This window comes from Phenylobacterium sp., assembly GCF_037968635.1.
Lineage (GTDB): Bacteria > Pseudomonadota > Alphaproteobacteria > Caulobacterales > Caulobacteraceae > Phenylobacterium.
The window spans coordinates 1-17,208 of sequence record NZ_JBBKVV010000019.1 but is presented as its reverse complement, the minus strand read 5'-3'; the positions used below and the strand labels follow the sequence as shown (position 1 = coordinate 17,208).

General features: G+C 67.5%; 24 protein-coding genes. 14 read left to right on the top strand and 10 right to left on the bottom strand.

The window, feature by feature from the left end; translation table 11 throughout:
• Positions 1-183: 183 nt before the first annotated feature.
• The 5 genes from AAC997_RS02255 (at position 184) to AAC997_RS02235 (ending at position 4,092) form a co-directional block, all read left to right on the top strand.
• Positions 184-1,080: a PHB depolymerase family esterase gene (locus AAC997_RS02255; protein ID WP_340644075.1), complete on the top strand. Its 897-nt coding sequence runs from the start codon at positions 184-186 to the stop codon at positions 1,078-1,080.
• Between the two features lie 401 nt (positions 1,081-1,481).
• Positions 1,482-2,174, top strand: coding sequence for a M24 family metallopeptidase (locus tag AAC997_RS02250; RefSeq protein WP_340644074.1), 693 nt, complete (start codon positions 1,482-1,484; stop codon positions 2,172-2,174).
• Between the two features lie 81 nt (positions 2,175-2,255).
• Positions 2,256-3,044 (top strand): hypothetical protein, encoded by a 789-nt coding sequence (locus tag AAC997_RS02245; RefSeq protein ID WP_340644073.1) that lies wholly within the window; start codon positions 2,256-2,258, stop codon positions 3,042-3,044.
• A gap of 73 nt (positions 3,045-3,117) precedes the next feature.
• Positions 3,118-3,894, top strand: a complete 777-nt coding sequence (locus tag AAC997_RS02240) for a hypothetical protein (protein WP_340644072.1) — start codon at positions 3,118-3,120, stop codon at positions 3,892-3,894.
• Positions 3,895-4,092, top strand: coding sequence for a hypothetical protein (locus AAC997_RS02235; RefSeq protein ID WP_340644071.1), 198 nt, complete (start codon positions 3,895-3,897; stop codon positions 4,090-4,092). It begins immediately after the preceding gene.
• Positions 4,093-4,146: 54 nt separating this feature from the next.
• Here AAC997_RS02235 and AAC997_RS02230 read toward each other — a convergent pair whose 3' ends face one another.
• The gene (locus AAC997_RS02230) at positions 4,147-4,803 is read right to left on the bottom strand and encodes a lysoplasmalogenase family protein (protein WP_340644070.1); all 657 of its coding nucleotides are present in this window, start codon (positions 4,801-4,803) and stop codon (positions 4,147-4,149) included.
• Between the two features lie 148 nt (positions 4,804-4,951).
• Here AAC997_RS02230 and aqpZ point away from each other — a divergent pair, with 148 nt between their 5' ends.
• The 3 genes from aqpZ to AAC997_RS02215 all read left to right on the top strand — a co-directional run bounded on the left by aqpZ (position 4,952) and on the right by AAC997_RS02215 (position 6,121).
• Entirely contained in the window at positions 4,952-5,671 is a 720-nt protein-coding gene (aqpZ, locus tag AAC997_RS02225) for an aquaporin Z (protein WP_340644069.1), read from the top strand.
• Between the two features lie 86 nt (positions 5,672-5,757).
• Positions 5,758-5,865, top strand: a complete 108-nt coding sequence (locus AAC997_RS02220; RefSeq protein ID WP_304698916.1) for a hypothetical protein — start codon at positions 5,758-5,760, stop codon at positions 5,863-5,865.
• A 7-nt stretch (positions 5,866-5,872) separates the two neighbouring features.
• Complete coding sequence (locus AAC997_RS02215) at positions 5,873-6,121, top strand: hypothetical protein (RefSeq protein WP_293495182.1); 249 nt, start codon at positions 5,873-5,875, stop codon at positions 6,119-6,121.
• 54 nt (positions 6,122-6,175) lie between these two features.
• Here AAC997_RS02215 and AAC997_RS02210 read toward each other — a convergent pair whose 3' ends face one another.
• The 4 genes from AAC997_RS02210 to AAC997_RS02195 form a co-directional block, all read right to left on the bottom strand.
• The gene (locus tag AAC997_RS02210; protein WP_340644068.1) at positions 6,176-6,415 is read right to left on the bottom strand and encodes a hypothetical protein; all 240 of its coding nucleotides are present in this window, start codon (positions 6,413-6,415) and stop codon (positions 6,176-6,178) included.
• A gap of 49 nt (positions 6,416-6,464) precedes the next feature.
• Positions 6,465-7,532: a beta-N-acetylglucosaminidase domain-containing protein gene (locus AAC997_RS02205; protein ID WP_340644067.1), complete on the bottom strand. Its 1,068-nt coding sequence runs from the start codon at positions 7,530-7,532 to the stop codon at positions 6,465-6,467.
• A gap of 93 nt (positions 7,533-7,625) precedes the next feature.
• The gene (locus AAC997_RS02200) at positions 7,626-8,090 is read right to left on the bottom strand and encodes a hypothetical protein (RefSeq protein ID WP_340644066.1); all 465 of its coding nucleotides are present in this window, start codon (positions 8,088-8,090) and stop codon (positions 7,626-7,628) included.
• Positions 8,091-8,098: 8 nt separating this feature from the next.
• On the bottom strand, positions 8,099-8,479 hold the full coding sequence (locus tag AAC997_RS02195; RefSeq protein WP_340644065.1) for a YMGG-like glycine zipper-containing protein: 381 nt from the start codon (positions 8,477-8,479) through the stop codon (positions 8,099-8,101).
• 138 nt (positions 8,480-8,617) lie between these two features.
• On the opposite strand from AAC997_RS02195, the gene AAC997_RS02190 reads away from it, so the two are divergent.
• Together AAC997_RS02190 and AAC997_RS02185 are read left to right on the top strand one after the other, a co-directional pair.
• Positions 8,618-9,010, top strand: a complete 393-nt coding sequence (locus AAC997_RS02190; RefSeq protein ID WP_340644064.1) for a hypothetical protein — start codon at positions 8,618-8,620, stop codon at positions 9,008-9,010.
• Positions 9,011-9,112: 102 nt separating this feature from the next.
• Positions 9,113-10,606, top strand: coding sequence for a PAS domain-containing protein (locus AAC997_RS02185; RefSeq protein WP_340644063.1), 1,494 nt, complete (start codon positions 9,113-9,115; stop codon positions 10,604-10,606).
• Between the two features lie 9 nt (positions 10,607-10,615).
• Here AAC997_RS02185 and AAC997_RS02180 read toward each other — a convergent pair whose 3' ends face one another.
• On the bottom strand, positions 10,616-11,002 hold the full coding sequence (locus AAC997_RS02180) for a response regulator (protein WP_340644062.1): 387 nt from the start codon (positions 11,000-11,002) through the stop codon (positions 10,616-10,618).
• Positions 11,003-11,144: 142 nt separating this feature from the next.
• On the opposite strand from AAC997_RS02180, the gene AAC997_RS02175 reads away from it, so the two are divergent.
• Entirely contained in the window at positions 11,145-11,765 is a 621-nt protein-coding gene (locus tag AAC997_RS02175; protein WP_340644061.1) for a hypothetical protein, read from the top strand.
• An 81-nt stretch (positions 11,766-11,846) separates the two neighbouring features.
• On the opposite strand, the gene AAC997_RS02170 is transcribed toward AAC997_RS02175, so the two are convergent.
• Positions 11,847-12,122: a hypothetical protein gene (locus AAC997_RS02170; RefSeq protein ID WP_340644060.1), complete on the bottom strand. Its 276-nt coding sequence runs from the start codon at positions 12,120-12,122 to the stop codon at positions 11,847-11,849.
• Positions 12,123-12,371: 249 nt separating this feature from the next.
• Here AAC997_RS02170 and AAC997_RS02165 point away from each other — a divergent pair, with 249 nt between their 5' ends.
• From AAC997_RS02165 to AAC997_RS02155, 3 genes are read left to right on the top strand one after another with little or no spacing between them, the layout of a single operon-like run.
• Positions 12,372-12,749 (top strand): VOC family protein, encoded by a 378-nt coding sequence (locus tag AAC997_RS02165; protein WP_340644059.1) that lies wholly within the window; start codon positions 12,372-12,374, stop codon positions 12,747-12,749.
• A gap of 2 nt (positions 12,750-12,751) precedes the next feature.
• A complete protein-coding gene (locus AAC997_RS02160; RefSeq protein ID WP_340644058.1) occupies positions 12,752-13,582 on the top strand; it encodes a 5'-methylthioadenosine/S-adenosylhomocysteine nucleosidase in 831 nt (276 codons plus the stop codon).
• Between the two features lie 22 nt (positions 13,583-13,604).
• On the top strand, positions 13,605-13,970 hold the full coding sequence (locus tag AAC997_RS02155) for an EthD domain-containing protein (RefSeq protein WP_340644057.1): 366 nt from the start codon (positions 13,605-13,607) through the stop codon (positions 13,968-13,970).
• 118 nt (positions 13,971-14,088) lie between these two features.
• Here the strand turns inward: AAC997_RS02155 and AAC997_RS02150 are convergent, their stop codons facing one another.
• The 3 genes from AAC997_RS02150 to AAC997_RS02140 all read right to left on the bottom strand — a co-directional run.
• Positions 14,089-15,246, bottom strand: coding sequence for a pentapeptide repeat-containing protein (locus tag AAC997_RS02150; protein WP_340644056.1), 1,158 nt, complete (start codon positions 15,244-15,246; stop codon positions 14,089-14,091).
• Positions 15,247-15,382: 136 nt separating this feature from the next.
• A complete protein-coding gene (locus tag AAC997_RS02145) occupies positions 15,383-16,561 on the bottom strand; it encodes an NAD(P)/FAD-dependent oxidoreductase (protein ID WP_340644055.1) in 1,179 nt (392 codons plus the stop codon).
• Positions 16,562-16,563: 2 nt separating this feature from the next.
• Positions 16,564-17,208: DsbA family protein (locus AAC997_RS02140; protein WP_340644054.1), on the bottom strand; the 645-nt coding region annotated here is incomplete at its 5' end.

Genomic DNA, 17,208 nt, shown 5'->3' with positions numbered 1-17,208 from the left:
TACTGAGGTGAGCCGCGCGGAGCTAGCCGAGGGCCACATGACCAACGCTCCAGCAAACGTCGAAGGCCACTCGGGAGTGGCTGTAGACTGTGCAGCACGCTTCCGTAGTAGGAACAACTTGCGGGCCGGAGCGTTGTTAATTGGTAGCCAATACCGGGCTTCGGCAAAGTATTCGGCGTGATAATGTATTCAGATACCGGAGACATGACTCTACTTCGCAGATTTGGCACTGATCCCGGATCGCTTCGCGCGAAAACCTATATTCCGAACAACCTCTCGAAGAACGGTCCGCTCGTCGTCGTGCTGCATGGCAGCAACCAGTCTGCGGAAAGCTATAATAACGGATCAGGCTGGTCTGCTCTCGCCGACGAAACTGGGGTAGCGCTCCTGTTTCCGGGGCAAAGGCGGTCCAACAACGCCATTCGCAGTTTCAATTGGTTCAAGCCTGGTGATAGCCACCGCGGCTTCGGCGAACCGCTCTCTATTCGTCAGATGATCAGGCAGGTGGTTGACGATCACGCCATTGACCCGTCACGCGTTTTCATCACGGGCCTGTCCTCAGGTGGCGCCATGACTTCTGTGATGCTGGCGACCTATCCGGAGGTGTTCGCGGGAGGCGCCATTATCGCCGGGCTGCCCTACCGGAGCGCAGGGACGCTGATGCAGGCGATCTTTCGCATGAAGGGATATGGCGGCCCGTCGGACCGCACGCTCGACGCCCTGGTGCGCGGCGCCTCGAACTTCGCCGGCCACTGGCCGACAATCTCGGTCTGGCACGGCGGCCGCGATACAACCGTCGACAAATCCAACGCCGATTCCATCGTTCGGCAATGGCAGAAGATCCACAAGGTCGAAGGACCGCCGACTCGTATTGAGAAGGTCGACGGCGTTCCTCGGCAGGTCTGGTGCGACGCGGACGGGCGAGTGGCGATCGAGGAGTACATTATCAGTAGAATGGGCCACGGCACGCCTATCAGGGGCGGGGGAGACGATGGCCTCGGGGAAGAAGGGAAATATATGCTGGAAGTTGGTATTTCCTCGACCCGCCGCATCGCGGATTTCTGGGGACTTACGCAGTAGGAGGCTGTGGATGTTGTCAGCCGCGCCTGGAAGAACTCACGCAGCAGAGCCAAGGAAATGGCGACTGCCATACGGCGCCGCCAATCCTGGTCACTTTTGTCGGTCACAGGACGCACTATCCCTTTGGCGGCGCGGGCCACTTGGGGCTGTGGCGTTCAAAGATCACTGTGCATGGAACGATCTTGGCCAAGCGCCTCGGCCCGTCATTCTGTTCTGACCGCTCACGACCCCCAACAGACGATGGGAAGTTCCGCTCTCGGGCGCCCGCGACCGGATTTGCCAGTACCGGTCTACTCCCCCAAATTTTGGGCTTGTCCTGAGAATCCCTCCTTCGGCCACTTCGCGTCGGGACCGGAAGACTGGAACCACGAACCACACGAACGACACGAACTGGGGACCAGGTGACCGCCTTCGAAGAACCCGCCCGGCTGGCGAGCTTGCATGCCGCCCAAGCCCGCGCCGAGGCCCTGTTCGCGGCCGTCGAGGCCAAGGGACTGGTGCGCGCGGGGGTACTGGAGAGCGAGCTTTCCAACGAGATCCATGCCCTGGCCGCCGAACAGTTCGGGGTCACAGCCCATTGGCACATGCGTCTGGTGCGCACCGGCGCCAACACGGTGGCCACCTTCCACGACCAGACCTCGGACCTGGTGATCGCCGAGGACGACATCCTCTTCGTCGATCTGGGCCCGGTGTTCGACGACTGGGAGGCCGACTTCGGGCGCACCTTCGTGCTGGGGGATGATCCGGTGAAACAGGCGCTCCGGCGCGACCTCGCCCTCGTGTGGGCCGATCTTCGCGCGTTCTACGAAGCCCATCCCGACATCACCGGCGAGCAGCTCTACGACGAAGCGCACAGGGCCGCCGAACGGCGCGGCTGGACCTTCGGCGGCAAGATCGCCGGCCACCTGGTGGGGGAGTTTCCGCACATCGCCTTCCCGGGGGAACGCTCGGTCTCGCTGATCGCGCCGGGCAACGACCTGCGGATGCGCGAGCGCGACGCCGACGGGCGCGAACGCTACTGGATCCTGGAGGTCCACCTGGTGGAGCCGCAGGGGCGGTTTGGGGCGTTCAGCGAGGAACTGCTGAGCCGGTAGCGGCGGGCAACCGTTCTTGTTTTGTTCTTGACGGATCGACTGCTCCATGAGAGGCTGCGAACCTCCCCAAACAACGTCCAGATGCTCATGTCGTCACAGTCGCCGCCGCTTGGGCGTCCCGACCGCCGTCCGCAGGTGCGCTACTCGCCGGCGTTGGGAAAGTTGATCTGCGAGAAGATCGCGGCCGGGCAGAGCGAGGCCTCCCTGGGGCGCGAGCCGGGAATGCCCTCGGTGCAGGCGATCTACAAATGGCGCGAGCGGGAGCCCGATTTCGGCGCGGCCTATGAGGGGGCGCGGGATCAGGCGCGGCGCGCGCGGCGGACGCGGGACCGGGCCGAAGATGAGGACCGGCGCTGGCGCCAGGCGCTGCGGCCGCGCAAGGATGGACGCAGGGGGCGGGTCTCCATCTACACCGATGAGCTGGGCGGGGTGATCCTGCGGCGCATCGCGGGCGGGGAGACGGTGCTGTCCATCGGCGCCGACGCCGAGATGCCCTGCGCGGCGACCATCTATCACTGGATCCGCGCCGATGACGGTTTCCACGACGCCTATCTGAAGGCCAAGGCGGTGGCCGCCGACATCTTCGCCGACGCCATGCTGGAGATCGCGCTCGAGTCCACCGAGACCACGGCGCGGGCCGACGCCCTCCGCATCTCGACCCTGCGCTGGACGGCCTCGATGCTGGCGCCCAAGAAGTACGGGGCGCGACGGCCGCTGCCGGCCGACGAGGAAGACCCCGACAAGCCGCCATGGGTGGTGGTGGTGCGGAAGTTCGGCCAGACCGAGGACGAGGCGCTGGCGACCATCGGGCGCGGGCCGCTGGCGAAGGCGGACCCGGAGAAGGAGCGGGATTGGTGGAGTACGCCGTGAGAGCGTCGAGCCGTGAACAACCTTGACGGTGCGGTCGTGCGGATCAACCTTCCGGTTGTCCGGGGAGGGCAGCATGATCAAGTTACCCAAGAAGTTCATTGATCGCGTCCAGGCGAAGTTGAAGCCATACCAGTCGGTGGTCACCTCGCATCGAAGTCGGGATGTTTCGGAAGCCGACACGGTGACTGTAGTGAAGGATGTGTTGGCCGACGTATTTGGCTACGACAAGTACTCCGAACTCACGAGCGAACATCAAATTCGGGGCACATTCTGTGATCTGGCAATCCAGATAGACGGTAAAATCAGGTTCCTGATCGAGGTGAAGGGCGCCGGCAGCACGTTGAGCGACGCCCACCTTCGGCAGGCCGTGAATTACGGGGCCCATCAAGGGATCGAATGGATCATCCTGACGAACGCCGTCGAATGGCGGTTCTACAAGGTGCTCTTCGCGCAGCCGATCTCCTGGGACGAGATCACGCGCTTCAATCTCGCTGACCTCAATCCTCGATCACAGGCGGATCTGGAGAAGATGTTCCTGCTCGCTCGGGAGGGTTTGCCCGGTGATGCGATCAACGCCTTCCATCAGCACGAGCAGGTCGTGAACCACTTCACCGTAGCCCAATTGCTCTTGTCGGATTCCATCGTTGGCAACGTCCGCCGCGAGCTTCGTCGGTTGTTCCCCGATCTCAAGGTGGAGGCGGCCGACATCGTCGAGATCATGTCTACCGGCGTGCTGAAGCGAGAAGTCGTGGACGGCGAGCGGGTCCAGGACGCCAAGCAGCGGATCAAGAAGGCGGAGCAGAAGCTGCAGAGGGCGTCGAAGAAAAGCGTCGAGGCCGTAACGACCTAGATGAGTACCGAATGCTGTTTCTGCGCGAAGGAAGTCGGCGGCGACGATCTGTTGGCCGTTCGCATTGCGATCTCCAATCTCAACGCGAGGGCAGAGGAGACCTTTCCGGTGCAAGAGGCCTATGCCCATGCGGATTGCATGAGTCGTAGCTTCAGGCCCGGCTTCGTCTTCGATGCTGAAGCGCTTGCGCCGGACTAAAGCCGTTCGGTTAGAGATGAATCTGGGTCCCGGCCTTCGCCGGGATGAGCGGGTTTATGGTTCCCGCTTCGCCAGCGTTCCCGCCACCCCCAGGCAGATCCGCAGCTGGCCCGCGAAGTAGAGCGCCCAGATGGCGAAGCCGATCCAGGGGTTGTGCTCCAGGGGGCCGGCGCGGGCGAAGATCAGCAGGTCGGAGGCGACGAACATCAGGGCGCCGAGGCCGACCTGCATTCGCGGGAAGCGGCTGATCCAGGCGGTGGCGGCCATGAGGGCCAGGCCCGCGGAATACAGGGCGACGCCCGGGGCGCCAGCGCGGTCGGCGGGCAGCAGGTAGGCGATGACCACCGTGGCCGGGATGATGAGGATCGCCAGCAGGAGCTGGCTGCGCTCCAGGCTTGGGCGGCGGTTGCGCAGGTACAGCGCGATGGCCACCAGGTGGCCCGCCAGGAAGGCCACGGCGCCGGCAGTCAGGCCGTGGGTCTCCAGCAGGACGTCGCCGGTGGCGCCCAGCGCCATGACGGCGGCCAGCAGCCAGCCGTCGAGGGTCCTGGCGCGCATCGCGGCGTAGACGGCCAGCAGGGCGACGCCGGAGCCCTTCCAGGCGATCATCGCGGGCTCGGGCAGGGCGAAGCGGTTGGCCACCAGGAAGCTGACGCCGCCGAGGATGGCCAGGGCCAGGACCAGTTTCGGCAGCAGGCCGGGCCGGTCCATGTGATCTCTCTCCCCCGTTTGATCGGCGCCAGTCTAGGCAGGTTTCACCTGAGGGCCCAAGGGGGCCGATGGAGCGCAGATTCGCCTGAGGGTTGTTCATGGCTGGCTTATGGTTAAGCTTGGCCGCGACGTCTGGGGAGAAGATGAGATGATCAAGAAACTGGTGGCGGAATTCATCGGCACGGCCTGGCTGGTGCTGGGCGGCTGCGGGGCCGCGGTGCTGGCGGCGGCCTATCCGGAGTTGGGGATCGGGTTTGTCGGGGTGTCGCTGGCCTTCGGGCTGACGGTGGTGACCATGGCCTACGCCATCGGCCATATCTCCGGCTGCCACCTCAATCCGGCGGTGTCGGTGGGGCTGTGGGCCGGGGGGCGGTTCAAGGCCGCCGACCTGCCGGGCTATGTGATCGCCCAGGTGGCCGGCGGACTAGCGGGCGCGGGCGTGCTCTATGTGATCGCCAGCGGCCATGCCGGGTTCGACCTGGCCGGCGGCTTCGCCAGCAACGGTTATGGCGAGCATTCGCCCGGCGGCTACACCCTGGCCGCCAGCCTGGTGTGCGAGGTGGTGATGACCTTCGTCTTCCTGTTCGTGATCATGGGCTCGACCCATGGCCGGGCGCCGGCGGGTTTCGCGCCCCTGGCCATCGGCCTGTGCCTGACCCTGATCCACCTGATCAGCATCCCGGTGACCAACACCTCGGTGAACCCGGCGCGCAGCACCGGGCCGGCGATCCTGGTGGGGGGCTGGGCGTTGCAGCAGCTGTGGCTGTTCTGGGTCGCGCCGCTGGTGGGGGCGGCCCTGGCCGGGGTCACCTATCGCTGGCTGTCGAAGGACGATCCGACCCCGGTCGAGGTCTCCGGCAAGGCCTGACGAATTTCGCCAGGGAGGCGAAGCGGGGCGTGCTAGAAGCTCACGTTCCGGTTCGCCTCCGCGCGCCGGACATGAAAGGCGCCGCCATGGCCAAGGGTCAGAAGAAGAGCAACAAGGAAGTCCGAAAGCCCAAGGCTGAAAAGCCCAAGGACAATGCGCCGGCCGGCTGGACCCCCAACGTCCTGAAGAAGTAGGCCTGCCGTGGCCATCGAGACCGTCCACCTGGTGCAGTCCTACATCGCCGGCAAGGGCAAGGCGCTGAAGGCCGAGCCGGTGGTGATCTGCAAGAGCGCCGAAGAGGCGCGGCGCAAGGCCGACCGGCTGTCGGACACCCGGCTGGGGGTGGTGGCGTTCTCGGCCTCGGCCGACGCCGAGCTGGGCGACTATGACGAGAACCCGGTGATCCTGTTCAAGGCAGGGCAACTGCCGCCGCCGTTTGACGAGGCCTGAGGTAAGGGACGCGCTTCCTTCTCCCGCAAGGGGAGTAGGACATGTAGATATAGATCAGCGCCCCTGGGCCCACGGGTCGAGGGGCTGGTGGGCCTCGTGGCGGACCACGAACCAGTAGCCGACGGCGAAGGCTGTGAGGCCGCTCACCGCGCCGCCCCAGAAGCCGGCGGGGGTGGCGAACCACAGGGTCAGGCCCAGGATGGAACTGGCCAGCGCCACCATCGACCAGCGGACCAGCATGTTGAAGACGTGGTAGGTGCGCTCGTGGGCGAGCAGCTCGGACTCAGACGTCATGGAAAACCTCCAAAAACGGTCATATCCCCGGCGACGATCGTAGCAGATGTCAGTGTTCTTCCGCCATCATCTCGGGCGTGATGACGTAGGCGCCGTCCAGGAAGGCGACGATCTCCCGGGCGCCCGGATGGTCGAAGGCGGCGTAGCGGTCCCGCAAGACGGGCAGGGCGTCGCCGAGGCGGTCGCGGCCGGTGTCGTGCAGCAGGGTCAGGTGGCCCTGGACGCGGCGGGCGAGGTCGGGCCCCAGCACGGCGTTGGCGGCGGCGAGGAAGGCCTGGCCGTACTGATAGTCATCTCCCAGGCGGTAGCTCTGCGCCAGGCTGATGGCGGGAATACGCGAGAGGATCGGCTGCAGGGCGGGGTTCACCGCGTGGGCGGCGATGTGGTCGCCGATGCTGGCGGGGCGGCCGGTGAAGGCGCGCAGGTGCAGATGGGGCGACATCCGCGGTCCGTCATTGACCGGGTAGTTGTCCCAGAGGAACGGCTTGCGGGCGAGCTGCTGGGTCACGCGGGCCAGGTGTCCGGGGGTGAACTCGCGCGAACAGACCTCTTCGCCCGTCCAGAAGACCTCGATGGCCGGGTCGAGAAGCCGGCCGAAGTCTTCCAGATAGTCGGCGGGCCTCGCGCCGAAGGCCCGGTCCAGGCCGGCGTCGTCCGAATAGTAGGTGGGGCAGGCGATGAGGCGGGTCGCGGTGGTGCGCTGCGCGATCCAGTGCAGGATCTGCACCTGGGTGGCGGCCAGGTCGGGCAGGTCGCCGCGCATGTCGTCGAACAGGATGCCCAGGTCCTGGACGCCGAGGGCGTCGAAGAAGGCCAGCTTGCGGGCCAGGGCGGTCTGCGCGTCGGCGTTGAAGTCGCGGTAGAGCTCGAAGGGGCTGAGGCCCACTCCGAACCGGACACCGTGGTCGGCGCAGGCGTCGGCGAGCGCGATCAGCTCGGTGGCCATTTCGGCGGGATGCTCCTCCTGCCAGCGGCGGCGCAGATAGGGGTCGGCCTTGGGCGCGTACATGTAAAAACGATAGCCGTGGGGCGAGAGGGCGGCGATCTGATCGCGGCGGTCCCGCCAGCTCCAGGGCGTTCCGTAATAGCCCTCGATGATGCCCAGCTCGACGGTCATGCGGCCCCTCCCAGGACGTGGCGGCCGCAGCCTGCCTGACCCTGAGGTGCGCGACTAGACCTCTCCCTCCCCAGGTTGGGGAGGGAGATCAGGTCAGTTCTTGACGGGCGGCGGCGGGGCGCAATGGCCGGCGCGGGCCTGGACCACGAAGAACAGGGCGCGCGAGTCGGCGAAGTTGCGATGTTCGGCGATCGCGCTGGTGGGCTCGCCGGATATCAGGCTGATCGCGTCGGACGGGCCGGCGGGACCTGAGAGCGAGGCCTGGTTCCACTTCGACAGCGCCGAGCTGCAGGCCGCCACGGCGGCGTCGGCCACCACGTCGGCGGAGTCCTTGGCGCCGGCCAGGCTATAGGCCCAGCGATGCAGGCAGTCCTCCACCGGACCCGCGCCGTCGACCACGGCGACAGGGGCCAGGGCTGGAACGCCGGCGGTGGTGGTGGTCGCGGCCGGGGCCGCGGCGAAGGGGGTGCAGATCCCCTTGGCCAGCTTGGGACCATCATTATCGCTACAGGCGCTGAGCGACAGGACGGCCATCGCCGCCAGGCTCACGGTCCTCATGACGGGGGTCATTGGCCGCACACGCGGGTCTGGTAGTAGCTGACCTGTCCGCGATCGTCATAGTATGGCTTGCTGACCATGCGGCAGGCGTTGGAAGCCTGGCGATAGTTGGCGTTGCGGTAGGTCGCGCGGTTGCTGGCCCGGGTGTAGCTGCGGCCGGTGTCGCACTTGGTGCGGGCGAGCTGATTGCCCACCACGGCGCCGCCGAGGCCGCCGATCACAGCGCCCTTTCCGTCGCCCACCGCATTCCCGATGATCGCCCCGCCGACGGCGCCCAGCACGGTGCCGGTCACCTTGCGGTCGTGGGCGCGCTGGTCGCAGGCGCTGCGCGCGCTGGCCAGGGTGGGCGCGGCGGCGGCGGCGGCCACCAAACCGGCAATCAAAAGCATATGACGCATAGCCAAACCTCCAGAATCCTAAAGTCCCTCAGCCGACACAACGCCTCGTGCGTTGGATGGATGCGCCTGCCTTGCTGGCGCCTCGATTGGCCGTGAGAAGCGCCGGCCCGAAACCGAGCGGAGAAACCTGTGCAGAGAGTCTGGATCCTGGCCGCCGCGGCCCTGCTGGCGAGTTGCAGCCCCAAGGCCAAGAGTGGGGCCGAGGCCAAGTATGACGGCCTGGACGAGGCGATCCTGGCGTGGCGCCAGCAGATCGTGACGACCGATACGGCGTGCACGGCCAAGGCCGACGGCTGCCAGTCCTTCGAGGTGCGCTGCAAGGGCGAACGGGAGATCGCCGCCACCGACCAGGCCAAGGGCGTCACCGCCAAGCTGGTGGTGGCGATGAGGTGGGAAGGCTGGGAAGAGGTGCGCAGCGAATACCGTCCGGTGTCGGGCTTCTCGGAGTTCACCAAGGTCGATGGCGACTGGCTGCGCGCAGCCACCGCCCCGGTCAATCTGAGCACCTGCGTGAGTTCGTAAGGCGCGCGTTTTCGGAACCCGAGCAAAACCCAGGCGTAATCCGGGCATGTTTGCTATCAGACATTTCCGCCAGACCCTGGCGCAAAAGAAGAAGCTGGGCCGGTGAGCGAAGCGCAGATCAAAGACGCGCGTATCCGGTCGCTGATGGCCACCGGCATCCTCGACACCGAGGCTGAGACCGCCTTTGACGACATCGTGCGGCTGGCCGCGCTCGTCTGCAAGACGCCGATCGCGGTGGTGAGCTTCGTCGACACCGACCGCCAGTGGTTCAAGGCGAAGATCGGGCTGGAGGTCAGTGAGACTCCGGTGGAGATGGCGATCTGTCGTCATGTCCTGGTCTGCGACGACATCGAGGTGTTCCCGGACCTGACCAAGGACCCGCGGACCACCGGCAATCTGCTGGTGACGGCGACCCCTTCGCTGCGGTTCTACGCCGGGGCGCGGGTCGACAGTCCCGACGGCGTTCCGATCGGGTCAGTGGCGGTGATCGACACTGTGCCGCGTCCAGAGGGCCTGACCGCCGAGCAGAGCGAGACCCTGCTGGCCCTGGCCCGCCAGGTCATGGCGCAACTGGACCTGAGGGCGCAGGCCGCCCGGCTGAAGGACGGCGAGGACCGGTTCCGGGCCATCGCCGACTCCATGCCGCAAATGGTCTGGTCGACCCGTTCCGACGGCTATCACGACTACTACAACGCTCGTTGGTACGAGTTCACCGGCACGCCGCCGGGCTCCACCGATGGCGAGGGCTGGAACGGCATGTTCCATCCTGACGACCAGGATCGGGCCCGGGCCCTGTGGAGCCGCAGCCTGGAGACCGGCCAGCCCTACGAGATCGAGTACCGGCTGCGGCGCCACGACGGCGTCTATCGCTGGACGCTGGGCCGCGCCCTGCCAATCCGCGACGGGGCGGGCCAGATCACCCGCTGGTTCGGCACCTGCACCGACATAGACGACGCCAAGCGGCTGGCTGAGGAGCGGGAACTGGTCAGCCAGGAACTCAGCCACCGGATCAAGAACATCTTCGCGGTGATCTCGGGCCTGATTTCGCTGTCGGCGCGCAACCACCCTGAATCCAAGGCCTATGCCCTGGCCCTGCGCGACCGGGTGATGGCGCTTGGCCGCGCCCACGACTTCGTGCGGCCCCACAGCAAGGCTTCGCAGCCTGAAGCCCGGGCGGCGACGGTCTTCGCCCTGCTGACCGAGCTGTTCGCGCCCTATGATGGGGCGGGCGGCATGCGGATCAGCCTGGTCGGTGACGACATCGCCATCGACGACCGGGCGGCCACGCCCCTGGCGCTGATCTTCCACGAACTCGCCACCAACGCCTCCAAGTACGGAGCCCTCTCGGCGGCGGAGGGCCATGTCGCCATCACTGCGGAATTGACGGGGGACGACTACCGACTGGTCTGGCGCGAGACCGGCGGTCCGACGTTGGTGGGACCGCCGGCCGTCGAGGGGTTCGGCTCGACGCTGTCCAAGGTGTCGGTGGAGGGACAGCTTGGCGGCACGCTGACCCGCGAGTGGCTGCCCGAGGGTCTGCGGGTGACGATGACCGCCCCGGCCAACGCCTATAGGAGGCCCAACCGGTTCACCTGATCGGTCTCGCTAGGCGAACAGGCGCAGTTCGCCCGGAGGGGAGAGCATGGGGCTGCGGCGCCCGGCGTATTCGACGACGTCGGCGACGGCCTTGCGGGAGGCGGGCTTGGGCAGGACGCCGATGGTTCCGACGACACCGTCCTGCAGCATGGCGGGATTGGCGGTGATGAAGACCACGGCGGTGTGGCGGTTCGCCAAAGTGCGGCCGATACCGACGCCGGTGGCGCCGTCGCGGAGGTTCAGGTCCACAAGGGCGACGTCGATGTCTTCATCGGCCAAGGCCTCGAAGCTGCGGCGATCTGGTGCGATGCCCACGACGATATGGCCCAGGTCGTTGAGGGTTTCCTCAAGTTCCATGGCGACCAAGATCTCGTCCTCGACAATCAGCACGCGCACAATTCCAGCTCCGCATCCCGGCGTTCTCGCCGTTGAGACAATGCGGTCGGCGCCGGATGGTTGCGACAGGAAGTGTCCGTTACCCGACTTTTGGCGCCGGCGCGGTTTTCGAGGCACGGTAAGGATATGGTGGGAGTCGAGAATGTCTGACGAGACCAGGTCGCGTTGGGACGGGCCGCCCCTGGACGCCTGGGCCGCCTGGACGCCGGAGCAGGTGGCCGCGCGCCTTGCCGGGGTCGCGGCGCCCTGGTGCGTGGTGGGAGGCTGGGCGTTGGATGTCTGGCTGGGCCGTGAGAGCCGCATGCATGAGGACCTGGAGATCGCCGTCCCCAAACCGTTCCTCCCGCAGATGCAGGCGCAGCTGGCGGGACTTGATCTTTATTCAGTGGGGGATGGCGAGGTCCTCACCTTAGGCCCCGGCGCCGAGCCGCCGGAAGACAAGTACCAGATCTGGGTGGCGGAGAGTGGCGCCTGGCGGCTGGACGTCATGGCCGAGCCGGGTGACGCCACGACCTGGGTGTTCCGGCGCGACGAGAGCGTGACAGCCCCGAGAGCGCAGATGACGGGGCTGTCGCCGACGGGCGTGCCCTATCTGAAGCCGCAAGGCGCGCTGCTGTATAAGGCCGCCAAGCTCCGGCCAAAGGACGAGGCGGACTTCGCGCTGTTCGCGCCTCTGCTGGAGGCCGGCGCGAGGGCCTGGTTGCGGGAGGTGATCGCGCGGCTCTATCCCGGCCATGCCTGGCTGCCGCGTCTGGCGGCATAGAAAAGGGCCCCGACCGTCTGGGGAGACGACCGGAGCCCTGATCAATCCTGGTGGACGCCTGTCGGCGCCCAGGCAGGGTTCTTAGTGCTTCGCGCCTTCAGCGGCGGCGTCGACCTTGGCTTCGGTGGCGGCGCCGGCGGCGGCCATCGCGTCGCCCGCCTTGTCGCCGGCTTCCTTGGCGGCGTCGGTGGCGGTGTCGGCGGCGTCAACCGCGACGTCGGCGGCTTGGTCGGCGGCCATGGCGGCCTGATCGGCGGTGGCGTCAGCGGCGACCGGGGCCGGCACTTCTTCCTTCTTGGAGCAGGCAGTGGCGGCGAGGCCCAGGGCGGCAACAGTCATCAGGGTGGCAAAACGCATGGTGGTCTCCGAATTTTGGGGGGGATATGGCTTGGGCGACACGCCACCCCCTCGTGGCGTTCCACACTCCCGCCAAGGCCGGAGCATCTTCACAACGCCGGCATCACGATCGCGTTCCCGGTTCCATCACAAAAACGTTCCAAGGCTGTGGATAAGGCGATGCGGGACGCAGCGTCCCGCCGGGGCGACACTGGAGGAGGCTGGGCGGCGCGTTCCGACAGGCCAGGGTGAGACAGGGGAGGCGCACAGATGGCCCGTATTCGCGAGATCGTCGTCGACAGCCACCACCCCGCGTCCCTGGCCCGGTTCTGGGCCGGGGTGCTGGCGGGTTATGAGGTGCGGGCCTACGACGCTGCGGAGATCGCGCGGCTGGCGGGGCTGGGCCTGACGCCGGAGACCGACCCCTGTGTGATGGTGGACGGACCGGGGCCGATCCTCTGCTTCCAGCAGGTGGCGGCCCTGGCGCCGGGGCGTCGGATGCACCTGGACATCGTGGGCGGGCTTCGTGCCGACGAAGTGGCTCGGATTGTCGCCCTGGGAGGGACGGTGCGTGATACCCATGAGGATCACACGGTGATGCTCGATCCGGAGGGCGCCGCCTTCTGCGTGCAGGACCCCCGGGAGTAGGCATGCTGGACGACACCCCTCGGATCGCGGTGCTGGGCGCCATGGCGAGCGAGCTGACCGCCCTGCGCAAGGACCTGACCGACACCGCCGAGCATATCGTGGCGGGGGCGGCGTTCACGACCGGAACCCTAGCCGGCAAGGCGGTGGTGCTGGTGCGGTGCGGGGTCTCGATGGTCAATGGCGCCATGATGGCCCAGCGGACATTGGATCTGTTCAACGTCACCCACCTGATGGTCAGCGGCTGCGCGGGCGGGGTGGATCCGGAGCTGAAGGTGGGCGACGTCTTCGTGGCCTCCCAGTGGGGGCACTACCTGGACGCTGTGATGGGCCGCGAAGGGCCGGGCGGGTTCGAGCCGGCCTCGGGCATTCCCAGCGGCTACGGCAATTTCGGGATGATGTTCCCCAAGGCCGCGATGGTGACGGGGCCGGACGGCGAGACGGAGCGGCGGTTCTGGTTCCCGGTGGCGCCTGCCATGCTGACGGCGGCGCGCAAGCTGGCGGTGACGGTGGTGCTGTCCAAGGGCTCGGGCGCGGCGCAGCTGGACAAGGCGCCTCGTGTGGTGGCCGGCGGCAATGGCGTGTCGGGGGCGGCCTTCGTCAACAACGTTGAGCTGCGGGACTACGTCTTTGAGACCTTCCAGGCCGGCGTGCTGGACTGCGAGAGCGCGGCGGTGGCCCACGTGGCCTGGTGCAACGCCAAACCCTTCGTGGCGGTGCGCGGACTGTCGAGCCTGGCGGGCGCCGGGGACGGGGACAAGCTCTATACCGCCTTCAACCAGCTGGCGTCGGACAACGCGGCCCTGGTGACGATGGGCATCCTGCGGGCGCTATAGTCGCCCCAAAGAGGAGACGCCGATGATCAAGCTGACCTTCGCCCTGGTGCGCCGGCCGGGCCTGAGCCGCGAGGACTTCCAGGACTATTGGCTGAAGGTCCACGGGCCGCTGGTGACCAGCGTGCGCGAGGTGCTGGGCATCCAGCGCTACGTGCAGATGCACAGCCTGGCCGATGAAATGTCCGAGCCCTTGAGCGCCAGCCGCGATGCGCCCCCGCCCTACGATGGGGTGGCGCAGCTCTGGTACGAGAGCCTGGAGGCGCTGGGCGTGCTGATGGCGAAGCCGGAGGCCCAGGCGGCGGCCAAACTGCTGCTGGAGGACGAGCGCAAGTTCATCGATCATGCCCGCTCGCCCCTGTGGTGGGGCCAGGAGCGGGTGATCTTTTGAAACCCCGCTCTCCCCGGCGAAGGCCGGGGCCCAGGTCAAAGGTCACGGCCTGCGCCTGGAATCCTGAAAGCGGTAGATGAATCCGGGTCCCGGCCGTCGCCGGGATCAGCGGTAGGGTCTAGGCCGCCCTATCAAACCGGGCTTCGGCGGCGTCGGCCATGTCGAGTTGACCCGGGGAGAGCAGGGCGCCGCGGCAGTCGGCGTAGCTGAAGCGGGCGCCGGTGAGGTCGGTGGGGGTGGTGCGGGCGCCGATCTCCATGTGCATGAGGATAGCGCCGCGCAGATCGGCGCGGGCGAAGTTGGCCCCCGCCAGTCGGGCGCCGCGCAGGTCAGCCCCGCGCAGATTGGCGCCCCTGAAGTCGGCGCCCTCCAGATTGGCGGCCTGCAGGAACGCGCCCTCCAGATTGAGCCGGACGAAACATGCGCCTGGGGCCTGAAGGCCGGTGAGCTGGCCCGCGGCCAGCGCGTCTCCGACCACGCGAAGGTCGGCGGCCTCCACCTGGGCGGCGCCCCCCTGTTTGCCGTTGGTCAGGCACCAGACCTGGTGGCCGGCGAGGGCCTCCAGCAGGGCCGGGCGGCGGGCGAGCGCGTCGGCTGACGGGGCGTGGACCACGCGGTCCATGATGGCTTCGTGGGTGGTGGAGCCCATCAGGACCGAGCCCGACATCACCGCGTTGGTGAAGTCAGCCTTCTCCAGGTTGGCGCTGGTGAAATCGGCTTCCTCCAGCAGGGCGCCGGAGAAGTTGGCGGACTTCATCTTGGCGCCGTTCATCTTCGCGCCGCGCAGGGTGGCGTCGGAGAAATCGGTGGCGAAGGCGGTGTTCACGTCGGCGCGGATGCGGTTGGAGACGCCGTCGGTCATGCCCGCGCGCTGGCGCTGGGAGACCGAGACGAAGCCCTGGGCCGAGTGGGCGGCGATCTGGCCAGGACGGAAGTCGGCGTCCTGCAGGTCGGCGTCGGAGAGGTCCGCGCCGCAGAGCACCGCGCCGCGCAGGTCGGCGCGGCTGAGGCTGGCGCCGGCCATGTTGGCGCAGCGCAGATCGCTGCCGAACAGCATGGCGCGGTCGAGAATGGTTCCAGAAAGGTCGCAGCCGCGCATGCTGGCGCCGCTGAGGTCGGCGTCGGCGAGGTTGCGGCGGGGCATGGCCAGGCCGGTGAGATCGGCCATGGGCAGGATCATCCGGCGGCCGCCCGTACTGCCGGCCAGGAACCGCTCGTGACTGAGCACGTGGCCCACCAGGTCGGCCTGGGTGAATCGTTCGATGGCTTTCTGCACCGGGTCCCCACGCGCCTTCGGTCGCTGGGACCGTTCGTGATGAAACCCAACGTTGCGCGAAGAATGTGAAAGAAAATGAACGGGACTTGGTGAAGAACGTGGGGCGGATTGACGCAGTATGGCCAAGCTTGGCGCTTCAGGCCGCCTGTCCGGCGCACCATCCCGACGACCAGGCCCACTGGAAGTTGTATCCGCCGAGCCAGCCGGTGACGTCCACCACCTCGCCGATGAAGTAGAGGCCGGGGACATCGGCGGCCTCCATCGTGCCGGGGTTCAGCGCCTGGGTGTCGACGCCCCCCAGGGTGACCTCGGCGGTGCGGTAGCCCTCCGAACCCACCGGCTTGACGGTCCAGCGGTTCACCGCCGCGTCGACCCGGGTCAGGACCTTGTCGGGCAGGTCGGCGATATTGCCGAGCGCGCCCTCATCCTCGGCGATCATCTGGGCCAGGCGCTTGGGGAGGTGGTCGGCGAGCACGGTGGCGGTGGTCTGCCGCCCCCGCGTGGTCTTGGCCAGCTTCATGGCCGCCATCAGATCGACGCCTGGCGCCATACTGAGCGTGATCTCCTGGCCCTCGCGCCAGTAGGAGGAGATCTGCAGGATCGCGGGACCCGACAGGCCGCGATGGGTGAAGAGCATGGCCTCGGCGAACTTCGTCTTGCCGTTGGCGACGACGGCGTCGACGGCGACGCCGGCCAGGGGTTTCAGCCGCTCCAGGGCGCCGATCTCGAAGGTGAGGGGGACCAGGGCCGGGCGGGTCTCGACGAGGGGCAGGCCGAACTGGGTGGCGATCTCGTAGCCCCAGCCGGTAGCGCCCATCTTCGGGATCGACTTGCCGCCCGTGGCGACCACGAGGGAGGCGCACGACACCGTGCCGCCGGGCAGGTCGAGGTCGAAGCCGGTGGCCGTCCTGGTGACCTTGGCGACGGCGGTGGCGAGGCGGAGCTGGACGCGGGCGGCCTTCATCTCGGCCAGCAGCATCGCGATGATGTCCTTGGCGCTGTCGTCGCAGAACAGTTGGCCCAGGGTCTTTTCGTGCCAGGCGATGCCGTGGCGGTCCACGAGGTCGATGAAGTCGCGCGCCCGGTAACGGCGCAGCGGACCCTTGGCGAACCGCGGGTTGGACGAGATGAAGTTGGTGGGGTTGGCGCCCGAGTTTGTGAAGTTGCAGCGGCCGCCGCCCGAGATGCGGATCTTCTCGCCCGCCGCCTTCGCGTGGTCGATCACCAGGACCGAGCGGCCGCGCTTGCCCGCCTCGATAGCGCACATCATCCCGGCGGCGCCGGCGCCCACCACCACGACGTCGAAGCGTTCCATGGCTAGTTGAGCGGGCCCGAGAGCCAGGCTTCCAGCATCGGCACCACGGCGGTCCCCGGCTGATAGCCGCGGGTCACCACCCCATAGGCGCCGGCCTCGGTAGGGCCGGCGATCAGGGTCGGGAAGCCGGTGACGCCGGCCTGCTGCGAGGTCCCATAGTCGCGCCAGGTCTCGTGCTTGAGGTCGTCGCTGTCGAAGATGTCGAGGAACCTCTGGCCGTCCATGTCGCGCTCGGTGATGAGGGCGGCCAGGACCTCCGGATCGGCGATGTTGCGGTTCTGCGCGTAAAAGGCCGCCTGCAGATCACTGAGAAAAGTCAGGGCCAGTTCGGTGTCGTGGCGGCGCACGAAGACCACCGCGCGGGCCGCCGGGTCGGTGTCATAGAGGAAGCCAGGGGTTTCCAGCACGGCCGGGTCGAAGGGCAGGCCGGAAGCTTCGGTGACGTGGCGCCAGTGGCCGGCGAGCTCGGTCTTGGCCTTGTCAGTCATCGGGGTCTCGGTCCCCGGACGCAGGCCGCCCATGATCAGCTGGATCGGCAGGGCGCGGCCGAAGGTCTTGCGGATGTCGGCGATCACCGGTGAGAAGCCGTAGCACCACGAGCACATGGCGTCGGCGAAGTAGATCAGGTGCGGCGTTTCCATGGTGGG